The sequence below is a fragment of the Allocellulophaga tsushimaensis genome (assembly GCF_055383085.1).
The window spans coordinates 1,160,033-1,175,445 of record NZ_AP039451.1 but is presented as its reverse complement, the minus strand read 5'-3'; the positions used below and the strand labels follow the sequence as shown (position 1 = coordinate 1,175,445).

The window sequence follows — 15,413 nt, the reverse complement described above, 5'->3', positions numbered from 1 at the left end:
ACTATACATTCTCCTTTTGAAAAACGGCTTTAAATGTTCGTATAATAATCCACATATCTAACCAAAAAGCATACTTACTATTTGCCATTTCCACATACTTATTATCTAGCTCCTTACGCTCTTGGGTAGACATTTTAGCGCTTCTGCCTCTAGCTTCTACTTGCCAAAGACCTGTTATACCAGCTGGGCCATTAAAACGTGTAGTCCACTCATCTGTAGTTAATAATTCTGCTTCATATACTGGTAATGGCCGGTTGCCTACAATAGACATATCGCCTTTTAATACATTAATAAGCTGTGGTAGTTCATCTATACTTAGTTTTCTTATAATATGCCCTACTTTTGTAATTCTTGGATCGTTATCAAATTTTATAAAAGTGCTTTCAGAATCATCTTTCTTAACTTTATTAAATTCCGATTCATTAATTTTTCCATCATCACCTATAAGATATGCTTCCGAAGAAGGTTTTGGAGTGATTATTTCTGTAGTTTTACTCGTAGATCCTGCTATATCGTCAGATCCAGTATATTGATTTAAGTGTTCAAATTCCTTCATACGCTTATCCGCATCTGGATACATAGATCTGAGTTTAAAAAAATTAAAAATGCGGTATCCAGTACCTACTCGTTTAGAAATATAATACACTTTGCCCTTAGACTCTAAACGAATGGCTATCATAAACAAAATCAAAAATGGAGCTGCACATAGGAGTGCAACACTAGCTACTACAATATCAAATACTCGTTTTAAAAAGCCAATTTTATATGGTTTTACAGTATCTTCTACTGTGGTTATATTATGTTTATTTAAGTTATCTTTAAGCGACTTGAGAAAAATAATCCGTTCATATAGGCCTTGAAATGATATGGGTTTCACATAAAAATCATCAATACCAAGTTTTAATGCTACCTTACGCAATTCACTATCCTTTTCATGATGTATAAGGATAAAAGGTATTTTACGTTTTGCTACACGTTTTGCTAAGGTTTCAAAGAAGGCAATACCATTTTGTCTAGGAAGTTTATACTCGCAAACAATAGCATCAATTGTACTATCACTATCTATAAGCGTTGTAGCTTCTAGCGAATTTCCGCACAATTTAATACGACTGTTGGGATGCTGTACTGCAAACTCGTTTATGTAATCGGAATCGTCACCAACATAAACAACAAGTAGCGCATCATTACAAATTTCTAACATAGTAGGTATTTATTTTAGTATTTGGTTTATAATGCAAATAAGTAGTCCTATTTACATTATAAATGTAAGTATTAAGCTACTTTTAAAGAATTTGTTGTTGCGTACGCCTTTAAATATGTTGTGAAACATATCTTGTGTACATTAAAGAAAAACAGATCTAGCACATAAAAGGTATTCAACTCAAGGACAGAGGATATCAAACAAAGATCCCGCTAAAAAAGTAGTATGAATTTAAACTTACAATTTTGAGGAGTTTGTAAGACCTACTCAAAATTTAATTTCTCTAAAAGGTATTTAACCTCAGGGCAAGCCTTAGACCCGATAAAAGGAATCAACCCAAGGGTCAAGGATATGTAACAAAGATCCCATTGAAAAGGCGGGATTAGTTCAACTATCTATTTTATATGCGTCTTACAGACTTTACAAAATAGTGTTTCACTAATAAAAGACCTATAGTTATTGAGGTACAACTATAGGTCTTAAGATTTGCTGTCTAGTTTGCTGTACTCTCTAGAATATTATCTATTCGGATAGAAAGCTCCTCTGGATTAAAGGGTTTTACCATAAAATCGTTAGCACCAAGTTTTAAACATTTTATTCTATCGGCGCTACTATCACGGCAACTAAGCACAATAATAGGAATGTCCGAAAAGTAACCACTAGAACGTATTTTAGTTATTAATTGATATCCATCTAACTCTGGCATTTCCAAATCGGAAATAATTAAATCAGGAATATCTCCTTCTTGGAGCCATTGTAATGCTTCAAGGCCATTTTTTTTGGTATTAACGTGGTGTTTTTGTCCTAGAAATTGAGCTAATAAATCACTCAAATTCTGCTTGTCATCTACTACTAAAATTTTCATGTTTGTTATTTGTAGGTTAATTAAATGAATAAGATTGGGGTATGTATTTAGTTTTTACGAACGGAATGGTTTATTCCAATTTTTTAAAATCTATTGTATTAATTATTTTGAATGGTATTCAGATATAGCTTTTCAATAGTTTCTGAAGCTATTTCATCCATAAAAAGAGTACTTTCTAAACAAAACCCTTTTTTCATTAAAGGTTGATGAATATGGGTATTCATTAATAGTGTCGTTTCAAAATTTAATAACTCAAGTATTTTTAAAATTCTTTGTGTTTCCTTAATTTGTATTGCCATAATTGTAACTTCAGATAGGTTTATACTTTAAAAACATCTATACATACATAACGTTTTTTACTTATTTTATTGTAGTATTTTTCTTAATTAATGAAATTTATATTGTTTATATGTATTCCTTACTGCTCTTTTTTATTTTATTAGGTTGATTAAATTCCTATCTAGAACTGGCAAAAAATAAGATAAATTGCTTGTAAGCTATTGCTGTCTACACGCGTAGAATACGTATAAGATACTGTGATCAAATAAAAAATAATTTATTAAAAAATCTTTTTAATAAATGTAATAATATTCTTACACATAAGTTATATATATAACTATTTTTTAAAAAAAATGAGAATTAAAGAATTAGACGGATTGAGAGGTATTTTTTCTTTCATGATTATCATCTATCACCTTCCAGACACATTTAATCTAAACTTCGATGATAATATGCTATTGCATAACTCGTATATTTTTGTTGATTTTTTTTTCTGTTTAAGTGGTTTTATTATTACCATGACCTATTCAGACAACATAAAAAGTACAGGTGATTTAAAAACATTTTACTTAAAAAGGCTCATCAGAATATATCCACTTCATTTTTTTGTTTTACTCCTTTATTTTATTGGATTTTTAATAGTAGGTTATGATAAAGGCAACTTTTTTTTAAAATTGATAAACAGTTTATTTCTAACAAATTCAACTCCTATCATAACGCCTACTGATGGAATTAATACGGTTTCATGGTCTGTATCGAGCGAAGTTTTTTCCTATATCATAATTGGCTTCGTTTTTTTAGTCTCGAAACAATCTAAAGTTATTTCTAGCTATTTATTATTATTCCTAATTCTAATTTCAACAATAGTACTAGTAAAATATGAAATACCCTTTTTTTCAACTAGTAATTTTGGATTTTTAAGAGGTTTAATTGGGTTTGGGTTTGGTGCATTTACCTACTATTTATATGATACGTTAAACTTAAAGTGTTATAAAAATATTGATTTGCTAGTCCCTATATTATGCACTTTTTTATTTGTAATAATAGATATGTATACAGGACGCTATCCTAATAATGTATACTACAACCTAATAAATATTTTTCTAACTCCAATAATAATGTCTTCAACAATTTTATTGATTTTAATTTCAAAAAAAGGAATTATTTCTAGAATTTTAAATACCAAAATAATACAAGAGCTAGGTTTAATTTCTTATTCTATTTACCTTACCCACCCTTTTGTATTTAATATTTTTGAATTACCCATGATTCATAAATTTTCTTCGAATTATTTATTTTATTTGGTGCTTATTTTAGCTGTTTTAATTTTTTCAAAAATCGCATATGAACTAATTGAATTTAAATTAAGCAAATATTTAAGAGCAAAATTGAATAAAGAGTATTTTTCATTTAAAAAGTTGATACGCTGATTACTTTTTAAGTATATATCAGTATTAAATAAAAAACCCCAACGTAAATCGGGGTTTTAACAGAAGAAAGGTTTAATAAATGCTTGATGTTTATTTGCTGACTAATTCATACATCCAAAAAATCTGAAGCTTCTTTTCTATCATCTCTTGTAGGTTTTGTATTACCATCTAGAATACCCATTTTTGCGTAAAAGCCTTCTATTATTTCAGCACTATATTTCCCTCCAGATTTTGCTAATGCTTCTCCTAAGGTATTTCTGCTCATAACATTTCTTGCTGCATAGATAACCGATTGCGATTCTTTAAATACATCTTTATTGATATCATCAGAAATAAAAATTTGGAAGGGTTGCGGCGTTAAATTCTCAGCATTATCTGCTATATATTTTTTAACTTTTTCTGCAGCTTCCAATATCTTAGTATAGTTTTCAAAACTAAATTCACCTGGCCCTGGGAGTACTTTTAAAATATTAGGAGAACTTATTCCTATTCCATTTATTTCGTATTCTACTTTTGCAAGTCCTAACTCTGCTGCCGCTGCTATTGCTCCAAAATTAAAGCTAGCGTTTGCTTTAATATCACTAACTTTTAAAATAACCCGTAGCCCAGCTCCCCAACGTGTTCCATAAATTTTACCCCCAATAGGATTTGTTACAATTTTCTCTGTAAATAACATTGCTTCATAACTTAAAACAAAAGACTTAAAACTCCCAGTAACAGAACCAATACCTACACCAAGATCTGATGCTGTTTGGATATTTAATGAATTCTGAATTATTTTAAACTGTGCAAATGGATTTTCTGCAGCATCTAAAGGGACAGGTTTTAATGCCTCAGCATTATCCATTAAAGATAAGGAGTAAAAAGAGCCATCTTCTTTTCGTAAAGGGTTAATTGGAAACCAGTTTAAATTTGCCATAATTTATTTGCTTAATACTTTATTAAAATAATGTTGTCTTTACTTGTAGTATTGCATCTATATGATATTTTATAATCTTTTCCCTTCCTTGTTTCGTCATCAATATGGTTTTACATTCTTCTTCATTATCCATAAAAAAGTTTTCTGTAAGAAGGGCAGGCATTCTTGTTTTGGTTAATACATAAAAACGTTGTTCTTTATCCAAATCTCCATCTGTAAAATCTGTTCTTAATATTCTATTTGGAAACTCTTTTTTGTAGGTGTTGCCAAAAATAGTGGCTATTTTATCACTTTTAGTATCTCCTGGCGCTGTAAAAAATTCTGAGCCTTTACCGCCACCCGCATTAGCATGCACACTTAAATAAAAACAATTTTTTGAACCATAGACATTAGCTCTCTTAATTCTTGTTTCCAAGCGCACATCTCTATATTCTGGCACTATATTTACATATGGAATCTTTAGCCTTGTTAATGCTTCTATAATACCATTTACTATGGCTCTATTAAATTCACCTTCAAATAGTTGAGAACCATCACTCCAAATAGGACTTCTTTTCCCATAAGTTTGGTATTTACCGTTTATGAGACCTCCATGTCCATTATCTAAAAGTACAATCATTTTGCTATTTCTTTAAACAATTATTGCAAAAATCGTACCTTTTATAAATAAAAAACTCACAAACAACTATAAATTAGTTTATTATGAGTTTTATTATAATTTTGTACAGGCTTTCTTCAACTCCGTTCAAGATACACTATCGATTGTTTGAATTGATAAACTCTTGAAACAGATTCAAAATTTAATTTCTTCATCTCCTTCAAACTGTTTATGAAGATTGTAAATAACTTGTTTATAGGTATACCAAACAGCTGTTCCGAAAGATTCTATTATAATAAGAGGTACAACCAAGAGAGAGAAACTAATTACACTCCTCTTTGCAAGGAAAGAAGTAGCGCAAATAAATAGTTTAATTGGCGGACAAGTATATACTGATCTAGAAGCTTCTGAGGCAAATTTCAAGAAAGTAGTTCAAAATACCCGTATGGTTCATGTAGCTGCCCAAGCTGTTGCAGAAAGTGAAGATCCATTATTTTCAAAAATATTTTTCACCAACCTAGAAAACGAAAAAGAGGATGGAGAAACTTATGTTTATGAAATTTATAATATGGATATAAATGCTGATTTGATAGTATTGAGCGCATGTAATACCGGAATAAGTTCTTACAAAAAAGGAGAGGGAATCATTAGTTTGGGAAATAGTTTTATGTATGCTGGAGCTAAAAATTTAGTAACCAGTCTTTGGTCTGTACCAGATCAGTCAACTGCAGAAATTATGCTTTCTTTTTATAAATATCTAGATAAAGGTCTCTCTAAAAAAGCATCCCTTAGAAAAGCAAAACTAGACTATCTAGATCAAGCAGATGAAAATACCGCTAATCCATATTATTGGGCTGGTTTTGTTTTAGTTGGTGAAGGGGAACTAAACGATCATTCTGGATCCATACATAGACTAATTGCAATGATCGCAGTAGCTATAATTATTGTATTGATAGGATATTTAGGTTGGTTTAACGTGAATAAAAAAGGTAAAAAAACTGCCGTTCTTTAAATATTTTTAATTAAGACAAAAAAGCATCTACAAATTTATGTAGATGCTTTTTATAAGTGGTCCCACATGTACTTAGTTAATGTTTCATTCTGAAACTTATTTAATGATAAATGCTAATAACTGTTACTGTCAGTAATAAATTGACTGTCTGTCATTAAATAAATTTTAAAATAATTCAGAATTATTCAATCCAAAAACACCCTTTCAAGCACACCTTTTTGGTATATAATTCGCTTTATGTTAAGAGTAAAACATTAATAGAGAAGTATGAGTTTAGCAGTAAAAAGTACACACGGAGTTATTAGATTTAGTTTAAAAGAATCTGTTAAGAGTTTAGAATTAACCCCTAAAAAAGAAATTATTAATTTTCTAAACCCCAAATTTAATAGAATAAGTAAGCACAAAGAATTTCTTATTGAAAAAAGATTTTTTAGCAACTCAATGGTATGATTATGATGATAAAGAAAAAGCTATATCTAAAATAAATGGTAATTAATTTAAATACGCTATTGTTTTTAAAAGGTATAGCGCTAAATAACCCTTCAAGAACTAATTATCTTATGAATCAATTTCTATTCTTTGGATCTGAGTGTTTTCTAGAACAATTAAATGATAAAGTTGACCTCGCAAAAAGATAGGATAAAGAACTGGTAAGATTTGGGATGCGTGCTAAGCTATGTACCTACAAAAAAAACAGCTTTTTTAACAAAATTGGTTAATAGATGACTATCTTATTTTTGCCCAAATAAATATAAGCAGTCCAAATCTATATCTGATAATTCAAAGTAAACATAATAATCCTTGGAAGAATAAAAGTACTTTGATCAGAAATCAAAAAATCTGAGAAAGAACTACGTCTTTTGAATTGAGTGTTTAATAAATTGGTAGCATTTACTTTAAAGCTCCAAGGGCTATCCTCTTTTTGATATGATAAAGAGGCATTAGCTAAGTCAAAAATATCTTGACTGTTGTTTTGATTATTTCGAAAGTCTATGCGTGAATAATCTGCCTTTAATTGTAAATTCTTTAGAAATAGGTAATCAAGATTTATAGAGGGTTCAATATTTTGAAACGTATTCGTTTCTGCGGCTGTTTGGAAAACAGAAGGATTATATTTAAACTTTAATTCAAGATTCGGCCATTTATCAAAAGTCGTCTCCATTGTTCCAGTTGCAACAAAATTTTTAGATATATTGAGTGCAATATTATTATTAACTAATTGAAAAAATTCATTGTAACCAGCCTGACCTTGTAAGTTAAATTTTAAATTATAAATTTTTTTTCCACACAGAAAATTTAGGTTAACACTGTTTTCTGGTCTATTGAAAAACGTATAAGTTGTGAATTGTTCAATACCCTCAAGGGCTGTTGTCCTTTTAACACTTTGCGTTTTTTTATTGTAATTAATACTAAAAAACAAATGTGCGTTTCGAAATAAGTCGAATTTAGAATAATTTAAAGAATACTCATTAAAACGCTCATTTGACAAATTGGGATTACCACGTTCTACCGTATTGAAAGAATTTAGTAAAAAATTACTAAAAACTCTGTTAGAGCCAGGCAAACTTACATTAGCCTGATATTGCAGACGTAAATTTTCGCTACTATTAAACTCCAACACTGCACTAATCTTAGGTAATAATACATCCGTCTTATTTATTGTTGAATTACCTAATTGCTGATTCTCCCAAGAATAACGATGATAGAATAAGCTAGATTTTGCGGTTAATATACCTTTAAGGAATTTGTATTCTAAACCACTGAAATAATTGTTTATATTATAGTCTAAATCGTTTCCAAAACCATTAGATGAAAAATTATTTATATCTCCATTACCTAGCAGTTGGTTTTCAGAAGAAGTGAAGCTTTCACTTTTAAGGTCAACACCAAATGTTGTATAGATATGATTGTAATTATTTAATACCCAATAATCTTTAACTATAAAATCTAAGTTAAAACGTTGATTTTCTTTATTCTGGATTATATTAAAAGACTCTTCTTCTTGTAATGGTAGTATATCTTCCAGAAATATGCTATCACTAATCCATTGATTTAACACATCACTTTTTGATAGGTTAATGGCTCCTTCTGCACTCAACGTCTGAGCTTTTGAGAATCTTTTATTGTAGCTGCCATTTTGTTTGAAAGTTACACTTTCCAATACATTAGATGTGTTAAAAACATTATCCAGTAATATAGTATTACTTGTTAGCGTTCCATTTTTAGTATTATTAGTAACTTTTATAAAGGAATTAAATGAAAGTTTAGCAGATGTTGCGAGTTTACTATCCAAACTTAGTTTTCCTATCAAAAATGAGTTACTAAGGAGGTTATTATTTCTTCTTGTCTCCTCAAAGTTTCTATCATTATTAATGAATGTATTAAGATTAAGCTGTTCGATTTCTGAATCTTCATTACTCCAAATTACATAGGTAGCTAAGCTCGTTTTTTTTGAAAATGACTTTCGAAAATTTAGCGCTCCAAACTGACTTTGATTTTCTCTATAATCTTGATTCACTAAAAATTGAGCAAGCTCATCACTAATTAAAGCTTTATAACCTTTAATATCTCCAATTAATTTTCCGAAACCACCTTCAAACTCCACATAATCTTTCAACGTAAATGATTTTACTCCTGTATTGTTAATGTCCCCAATAAGACTAAGATCCATTTTAGGGCTATAATAAAACAAGGAAGGATGAAGCAAATACCGATTTTGAATACCTCCTCCTGTATTCACATCTCCAAAGATGAATTTCTTTTTATTTTCTTTCAATAAAATATTTAAAGCAATATCATCGCTTTCCTGTAATCCTTTTAAAAAACTAACTTCGTTATAATCTTCTAATATTTCAATTTGATTAACTGCATCAGCAGGTATATTGTTTACTGCAAGTTTAGTATTACCAGTAAAAAACACTCTACCATCAACAAGCACCTGAGTTACCTTCTTTCCTTTAGATGTTACGTTTCCTTCGCGATCAACTTCAATACCTGGTAATTTTTTAAGCACTTCTCGTAGTTTTCGTTCTTTACCATTTACGAAGGCATCTATATCATAAATCGTTGTATCCTTTTTTATTTTAATAGGTGGTGTGTATTCTATAATCACTTCATCGAGTCTTTCTAAGAGTGGTTTAAGGATAATGTCTAGTTTTAGATTTTGCGACGTAAAAATTTCAAACTTTTCTACTTTAAATCCTAAATGACTTATAATGACCTGATATTTTTTATCTATAGGTAAAAGAGTGCGAAAAATACCTAAAGAATCTGTTAATTGATGGGTAATAAAAGCATTTTCTGCTTCTGGGATTATAGTAATATTGGCGTTTATAATAGCATTTGAAAGTGAATCTACAATTCGCCCTTCTATTTTTACTTGTTGCGAATTAGAAAAAAAAAATGATAAAAAAAACAGTACAAATAGCAGAAAAATTCTTTTACTCTCCATTTAAAAAGACTTATACAAAGTATTTAATTTTTCTTGTTAGTTTCAACACGTTTTTTTATCATATCATCGAATTCCTGTTTAGTTATTACTTTACTATCTTTTGGGTTATCTATTACTACTTCCTTCTTGAAGTCAATTTTGTTTACTACTAAGCTTTGTCCTATTAAATCAAATTGTAACACTAACCCTGGTAAACCAACTGCCTCAAAAGGGCCTAGATTTATTGGTATTTCAGGACTATACCAAGCATATACATTATATTTTTTTGTTTTAAAGTTTCTGTCTCTTGAGTATCGAAAACCAATAGCCTTAAAACAAGTGTAACCTGAAATGGTTTTAGATTCTTTAGTAAGAATCCATTTCATATCATCAAACTTTGTCTTGACATTAAAACTTCTCCCTAAAAATTCTTTTTCTTCAATTAGGAATTTGTCATTCAAACTCGTAAAAAATCGACTGCTTCGACCGTAAAGTCGAACTGCCATTTTAACCTTAAAATCACTATCGTTTAAAAACAAATTTTTAATCAAATTGAATTGAGATTCCGTATTATTAAAACTTAATTTAAAACGAAAATCTTTTGCAATTTCATCAAGTTCCTCTTTAAAGGTCTTCACTCCTAGTTTATCAAGTAAACTATCATTTTCAGAATTAAATTTGATACTATAAATCACTTCTCCCGACTGTCCTTGTATGCTTGAATGGGCTAAAAATAAAAATATAATTACAACAATGCTTTTCATAGAGATAATTCGCTATTAATTAATAATATTTAAAACATATTCTAGTAAAAATTAATCTAAACTTCATAAGTAACAATTTTCTCGATAAAACAAATCCACTTAAATAATACTGAATTTAAAGAAAGTTTAAAGTGGACTTTTAAATTTTATAGGCCAAAAGTCCACTATACTGTCATTTAGAAATCTATACCAGTACAAATTCCATAGGCCCAGAACCATTCTGTCCAATAATCATAACCAGCAGCCTCAAGAACGGCTGCTGCAAATCCCGCCTGATCTCCACAAGATGTGTACTCTTCAAAGTTTAATTCGTAAGATGCATGTTCAAAAGTAGAGTATTCTTCTGCCGATATTAATATTTGATTAAAATCTGCTTTTTGACTATCAACAACAAAATTTTTAAAGATTAATTCTTTTTCAGGAGACTTCAAAATTTCAGGAGCATCTAGCTCTTTTTCACTAGCGATAGCGAAATTACATAAAAACACAACTACTAAGCTTAAAATTAATTTTTTCATTTTTTAAAAGGTTTTAGATTATTAATTTAAAGAATCATTTGCGCAACGACTTCTTAACACAAGTTCTATAATTTAATTAAAATTTTGTGGTAATAAAATGTACAAAATATACAGTATTTTTCATTTAAATAAAACCCAGTTTTTTAGCCTTAAAAACAAGAGCCAAAACACTTTTCTCTTCCACTTCTAATTTTTCACGAAGAAGCTTTTTTTTCTTTTCGATCTTTGATATTGACCAAGGTAAGATTTGAGAAATCCTTTTTGAACAATATCCTTTTGATAATAACTTCAAGAACTTTTGTTCTATAGGATAAAGTATAACACCTGAAACCTGTCTATTTTTTAGTAGCTTTAATATATCTGGCGAATAAAAAAGCTCGTTTTCTATAGAGCGATTAACAGCATCAACTATTCTTGATTCATTTATTTCATGCTTGTTCAAGAAGCCTATTGGATTTAAATTCTTTATTATGCCCAATAAACGTTGATTATCTGATAGAGAAGTAATTACTATAATTTTCAAACTTGGATTAATCTTCTTCAGTACAATTCCTAAGTCTTCCCCATTGTATAAATCTTTACAATTGCCTTGTGGAAGCCTAATATCTAAGAAAATTAGATCGTAAATTTTATCGTCTCCACTTCTTTCATTAAAAATATCAAGAACACTTTCTATAGAATGTACGTAATCAATTTTACTTTTTGGTAGAGTACCATCTTTTGAAGCATTTTCTAAAATTAATTTGCAACCTAGACATGTTAGTTTATGATCATCAACAATTAAAATTTTTAGCTCCTTAGATACTTGATTATCTCTTTCAATTAAAACATCCTTTTTTTGAAGCATTATTTAAAATTTATTTTGATGATTTAATGCAATTTAATGAATAATAACACATAAGGTTTTTCTTTCAAAGCAGGTAGATAAAAGATAGTAAGCTCAATTTTTTTATTTCCTTTACTGAAAACAATAAAAAGCATTGCGTTTACATCATTATATAGGCTAATGCACAACTTATTTATTAACTACCTTAATTAAACTCTAAAAGCATTTCTTTATCAAAGTGAATTAAACATAATTAACGTGAGTTCGATATAACTATATGGTTAAATAGAGCTGTTTAGTGTTCACGAATTTGTTTTTAAGAGAAGGTTTTTTGTCTTTGAAATTATAGGCGATTAAAGCTGTAAATATATTATTGAAATAATTGGCTTGACTTCTATGTCTTGAATGTTCTACTTGGCAGAAGTTCTTAAGTTGGTCGAATATAGTTTCTATGATGGCACATTTCCTCAAATGATAAGCATCTGCTATAGGGATAAGGAGTTTAGTTTTCATATTCTTTCTCAACTTGGTTACCAAATGAACACCGTTTGTGAAGAGTTGGGAGAAAAGTTCTTTTGAGATATATCCTTTATCCCCAAAGAGTTTTCCATATAGTTTTTTGATAAAGGCTTTAAAACGTAATGGACTCCGATCGTCCACATTACCCTTAGTGAGCATAAAGTCAATGATACCGCCTCTATCATTAGTAACAATATGTAACTTGAAACCATAGAACCAACCTAAAAACATTGCCCCCTTTGCGCAAGACCTTTGAAGGTTCTGTGTTGGTTTATTCTTCTCTTATCGCATACTCGAAGTGGTGTTGAATCTATAAAACTAATACCTGTACATTGGGACAGACCAAAAGTTTTCAAATAAATCGCTAAAGGCATAAAATTTTCTCTTTTAAGTTCTACCATACGATTATAGGATACTAGATTCGGAAATTCGTCCTGTAAATGTTTACATACATACCCCCTATAGAATTCTTTAAATGTTCTATAGCCTGATAGATGGAATAACACCTGAATGGTCATCACCTCGGAAAGTGACATCTTAGATTTTCTTAAGCGTTTTTTACCATCAGAGATTAAGCTTTTTTGCCAAAAGGGAACAAAATCTTTACAAAAATCATCAATGGAACAGAAAATTTCAGTAATTTTATCGATAGATATCTTAAGCAGAAAATTTTATAATAAATTGAAATTCAACACTTTAATTTACTAAATATTCTGCTTTTTTCTATGTAAAACACAAACTTTTTACGTCGAACTCACGTTATTTAATAATATACACCTATAAATAGAACGCCCCTGTTAATTAACCCCTATCTAATTAGTCATTAGGTGTATCCCCCCTGTTTAAAAATATATGTAAATTATTTAAAAATTTGACTGTACTCAGATTTTAATATTTTATTTGTCTTCTTTAGTCCATTTCTTGTAGACTCAAGTCTAAGATTTATTTCAGTTTTTTGAATAATCAACGTATTATTTTGCTGTTTTATAAGTGTTGGACTCACCGTTTTGTTATCATAAAAATCAGAAATAGTATTCCCTGCCGAAATAAATAATTCCAGAGTCGCCAACAAAGAGTTATTTGCTTGTATTTTTTTTCCAATTGCTATGGCTTCTCTTGCAAGATTTTCAGATTTATTTTGAAGTATTTCAAATTTTTGATTAAGTTCCTGGATTCTTTCAGTTTTATTTTTCTTGTCTATTTCTTGTTTAAAAGTTAAATACCTTTCATGCCAATATTGTGACTTCTTGATTTCTGTTGGGACTATTTCATCAGCAGTTTCTAAAGGATAATATCTTTTATCATAAAAACTGTCCATTTCAACTTTTTGTCTTGCCAAGATATTCCCCTTGCGATACAAATCAGTTTTCAACTCCTTGGGGATAACACCACCTTTCAAGTTGTCATCTTCTTTGTAAAGCCAAATAAAATAACTTTCATCAATAAACTGTGCAGGACTTAAAGGTGGCGTACTTATAGCAGGTGTATTAAGATTTTCTGCCATAGCATCAATAGGGTTTATCCCTGTTTGCATAGGTATTAGAACATTATTCTTGGTTTTAATATTTCCTAATCCATCGGAATAAATCTCTACTCTAGCAAGCATTCCAATATTGTTAGGCAGCTCCTCGTTTAGTTTGTATTGTAATTTATAAAGCTCTTGAGCATACTTATATTCCACAGATACTTCATTAAGCTTTTGAATTACCATTAATACAAAGTTTGCCCTTATTTCGCTTGCTCTAGCCTGAATTGGTAATTTGCTTAAGTCTATTTCTAATAATGGGTTACTGACATCAAAAAAAGCAGGTATTTCTACTTTTTGATTCGTTTGGCAAAAGCAGCCCAATAAAAACATCAGTTGTACAATAAGAAATAGTAGTGTCCTTCTCATAGCTTTGAATTTCGGATAAAAATTAAAGCATGGTTCGCCGTATCCAATAGCGAAGAATAATAATAAAGTCTTTCAGTAACTTCTGAAAGTGATTTTGCCTTATTCTCAAAATCCTGATGTAAAGTATTGAACTTTTTCAGCTTTCCTTTCCAAATTTGAACAACATGCATAAAAGTAGCTTGCAAGTTTACTTCTCCCAAATTAATACGCTGTATAATATTCTTAATATTGCTCTCATCATTCATATATGAAAGCTGATTAAATTCGTAAAAGTTGTCTTCTTTCTCGATTAAGCCCTTGTAATACAGTTCATCTAGTTCACTACTTTCAATTATTATTTTTTCATAACTATACCCAAATTTAAAATATGTAACCTTTCCCTTGGTATGGCTATCGGAATAGGATAGATTTAAGTCATTTGTTAATGACCTTTTTTCCTCAAATGTTCGATTGTATTCATCGTTTAATCCTTCTTTTTCTCTATAAAGTACCTTCTCAAAATATTTTTCAAACGAATCTAACTCGACATTTATCTCATCTGGTCCAAGTTTCAGCAAGTTCATTATTCCCCACTCAAGATTCAGAGATATGGAAATGGGAATTATATTAAAGAAAGTATTATACGTCATTAAAATTTGACGGTGTTTACGCAAATCCTCTAATGAATTTGACAAGCTATTAATTGTAATTGTTGAATAGAATTCATTCAACTTGTCTCCCTTCTTTTTAAGCGTATATAGGTTTAATTTTGTTTGATAATCAATAACCTTACTATAAATTAATCTTTCACTTATCTTGTTAACAACTGCGTTAGGGAGTTTTTCAATTTTCTCATTTATATCTTGCAATAAATCAATAACTATATCCAGTTTTTGCTCAATTATATTTAATTGCTTTGAAATATTTTCCAACAATTGAATTGTATATCCTGTCATATTTCCACCACCTCCAAACATTGTCCCACCTACTTTTAAAGCCAAATTAGCTACTGCCAAAGTAGTTGCTATTTCATAATAAGGACTATTGCTAGTCTTTTTAAGAAGCATAAAATTGGGAGGTAGTAATGGTAATAAGCCTATTACACTGGCAGATTTAACAAACTTTCTTCTTTCCAAAAATTTTCTTTTGTCTTTTGATTAAGCAGTTATTTTTTAGGCC

At 29.6% G+C, this 15,413-nt stretch carries 14 protein-coding genes and 1 pseudogene; 3 read left to right on the top strand and 12 right to left on the bottom strand.

Translation table 11 applies throughout. The features are described 5' to 3' along the window. Window position 1: 1 nt before the first annotated feature. From ACZ451_RS05205 to ACZ451_RS05195, 3 genes are all read right to left on the bottom strand, one after another. Complete coding sequence (locus tag ACZ451_RS05205) at window positions 2-1,201, bottom strand: sugar transferase (protein ID WP_464216039.1); 1,200 nt, start codon at window positions 1,199-1,201, stop codon at window positions 2-4. Window positions 1,202-1,694: 493 nt separating this feature from the next. Then, window positions 1,695-2,066, bottom strand: coding sequence for a response regulator transcription factor (locus tag ACZ451_RS05200; protein WP_464216038.1), 372 nt, complete (start codon window positions 2,064-2,066; stop codon window positions 1,695-1,697). A 98-nt stretch (window positions 2,067-2,164) separates the two neighbouring features. Next, window positions 2,165-2,365, bottom strand: a complete 201-nt coding sequence (locus ACZ451_RS05195) for a hypothetical protein (protein WP_464216037.1) — start codon at window positions 2,363-2,365, stop codon at window positions 2,165-2,167. Between the two features lie 333 nt (window positions 2,366-2,698). Between ACZ451_RS05195 and ACZ451_RS05190 the strand changes: the two genes are divergently transcribed. Then, on the top strand, window positions 2,699-3,775 hold the full coding sequence (locus ACZ451_RS05190; protein ID WP_464216036.1) for an acyltransferase family protein: 1,077 nt from the start codon (window positions 2,699-2,701) through the stop codon (window positions 3,773-3,775). A 106-nt stretch (window positions 3,776-3,881) separates the two neighbouring features. Here the strand turns inward: ACZ451_RS05190 and ACZ451_RS05185 are convergent, their stop codons facing one another. Next, entirely contained in the window at window positions 3,882-4,694 is an 813-nt protein-coding gene (locus ACZ451_RS05185) for a hypothetical protein (RefSeq protein WP_464216034.1), read from the bottom strand. Between the two features lie 22 nt (window positions 4,695-4,716). Next, window positions 4,717-5,313 carry an N-acetylmuramoyl-L-alanine amidase gene (locus ACZ451_RS05180; RefSeq protein WP_464216032.1) on the bottom strand — a complete coding sequence of 199 codons (597 nt, stop codon included), beginning with the start codon at window positions 5,311-5,313 and terminating at the stop codon, window positions 4,717-4,719. Between the two features lie 268 nt (window positions 5,314-5,581). On the opposite strand from ACZ451_RS05180, the gene ACZ451_RS05175 reads away from it, so the two are divergent. Together ACZ451_RS05175 and ACZ451_RS05170 are read left to right on the top strand one after the other, a co-directional pair. Further along, window positions 5,582-6,304, top strand: coding sequence for a CHAT domain-containing protein (locus tag ACZ451_RS05175; RefSeq protein ID WP_464216898.1), 723 nt, complete (start codon window positions 5,582-5,584; stop codon window positions 6,302-6,304). A 267-nt stretch (window positions 6,305-6,571) separates the two neighbouring features. Continuing rightward, entirely contained in the window at window positions 6,572-6,754 is a 183-nt protein-coding gene (locus ACZ451_RS05170) for a hypothetical protein (protein WP_464216031.1), read from the top strand. Window positions 6,755-7,070: 316 nt separating this feature from the next. On the opposite strand, the gene ACZ451_RS05165 is transcribed toward ACZ451_RS05170, so the two are convergent. The 7 genes and pseudogenes from ACZ451_RS05165 to ACZ451_RS05135 form a co-directional block, all read right to left on the bottom strand. Beyond that, the gene (locus ACZ451_RS05165) at window positions 7,071-9,755 is read right to left on the bottom strand and encodes a carboxypeptidase regulatory-like domain-containing protein (RefSeq protein WP_464216030.1); all 2,685 of its coding nucleotides are present in this window, start codon (window positions 9,753-9,755) and stop codon (window positions 7,071-7,073) included. A gap of 23 nt (window positions 9,756-9,778) precedes the next feature. Then, window positions 9,779-10,498: a GLPGLI family protein gene (locus ACZ451_RS05160; protein ID WP_464216029.1), complete on the bottom strand. Its 720-nt coding sequence runs from the start codon at window positions 10,496-10,498 to the stop codon at window positions 9,779-9,781. Between the two features lie 176 nt (window positions 10,499-10,674). Then, entirely contained in the window at window positions 10,675-11,016 is a 342-nt protein-coding gene (locus tag ACZ451_RS05155) for a hypothetical protein (protein ID WP_464216028.1), read from the bottom strand. Window positions 11,017-11,140: 124 nt separating this feature from the next. Further along, a complete protein-coding gene (locus ACZ451_RS05150) occupies window positions 11,141-11,863 on the bottom strand; it encodes a response regulator (RefSeq protein WP_464216027.1) in 723 nt (240 codons plus the stop codon). 252 nt (window positions 11,864-12,115) lie between these two features. Further along, window positions 12,116-12,735: pseudogene (locus tag ACZ451_RS05145) on the bottom strand (IS982 family transposase). A 485-nt stretch (window positions 12,736-13,220) separates the two neighbouring features. Beyond that, window positions 13,221-14,219 carry a hypothetical protein gene (locus ACZ451_RS05140; RefSeq protein ID WP_464216026.1) on the bottom strand — a complete coding sequence of 333 codons (999 nt, stop codon included), beginning with the start codon at window positions 14,217-14,219 and terminating at the stop codon, window positions 13,221-13,223. Window positions 14,220-14,251: 32 nt separating this feature from the next. Next, window positions 14,252-15,370 carry a hypothetical protein gene (locus tag ACZ451_RS05135; RefSeq protein ID WP_464216025.1) on the bottom strand — a complete coding sequence of 373 codons (1,119 nt, stop codon included), beginning with the start codon at window positions 15,368-15,370 and terminating at the stop codon, window positions 14,252-14,254. Window positions 15,371-15,413: the final 43 nt, after the last annotated feature.

Excerpts from the sequence above, each read along its gene's own strand:
- ACZ451_RS05155 (WP_464216028.1), bottom strand. The coding sequence starts at position 11,016 with ATGAAAAAATTAATTTTAAGCTTAGTAGTTGTGTTTTTATGTAATTTC.
- ACZ451_RS05185 (WP_464216034.1), bottom strand. The coding sequence starts at position 4,694 with ATGGCAAATTTAAACTGGTTTCCAATTAACCCTTTACGAAAAGAAGAT.
- ACZ451_RS05160 (WP_464216029.1), bottom strand. The coding sequence starts at position 10,498 with ATGAAAAGCATTGTTGTAATTATATTTTTATTTTTAGCCCATTCAAGC.
- ACZ451_RS05170 (WP_464216031.1), top strand. The coding sequence starts at position 6,572 with ATGAGTTTAGCAGTAAAAAGTACACACGGAGTTATTAGATTTAGTTTA.
- ACZ451_RS05205 (WP_464216039.1), bottom strand. The coding sequence starts at position 1,201 with ATGTTAGAAATTTGTAATGATGCGCTACTTGTTGTTTATGTTGGTGAC.
- ACZ451_RS05195 (WP_464216037.1), bottom strand. The coding sequence starts at position 2,365 with ATGGCAATACAAATTAAGGAAACACAAAGAATTTTAAAAATACTTGAG.
- ACZ451_RS05190 (WP_464216036.1), top strand. The coding sequence starts at position 2,699 with ATGAGAATTAAAGAATTAGACGGATTGAGAGGTATTTTTTCTTTCATG.
- ACZ451_RS05140 (WP_464216026.1), bottom strand. The coding sequence starts at position 14,219 with ATGTTTTTATTGGGCTGCTTTTGCCAAACGAATCAAAAAGTAGAAATA.
- ACZ451_RS05165 (WP_464216030.1), bottom strand. The coding sequence starts at position 9,755 with ATGGAGAGTAAAAGAATTTTTCTGCTATTTGTACTGTTTTTTTTATCA.
- ACZ451_RS05180 (WP_464216032.1), bottom strand. The coding sequence starts at position 5,313 with ATGATTGTACTTTTAGATAATGGACATGGAGGTCTCATAAACGGTAAA.
- ACZ451_RS05150 (WP_464216027.1), bottom strand. The coding sequence starts at position 11,863 with ATGCTTCAAAAAAAGGATGTTTTAATTGAAAGAGATAATCAAGTATCT.
- ACZ451_RS05200 (WP_464216038.1), bottom strand. The coding sequence starts at position 2,066 with ATGAAAATTTTAGTAGTAGATGACAAGCAGAATTTGAGTGATTTATTA.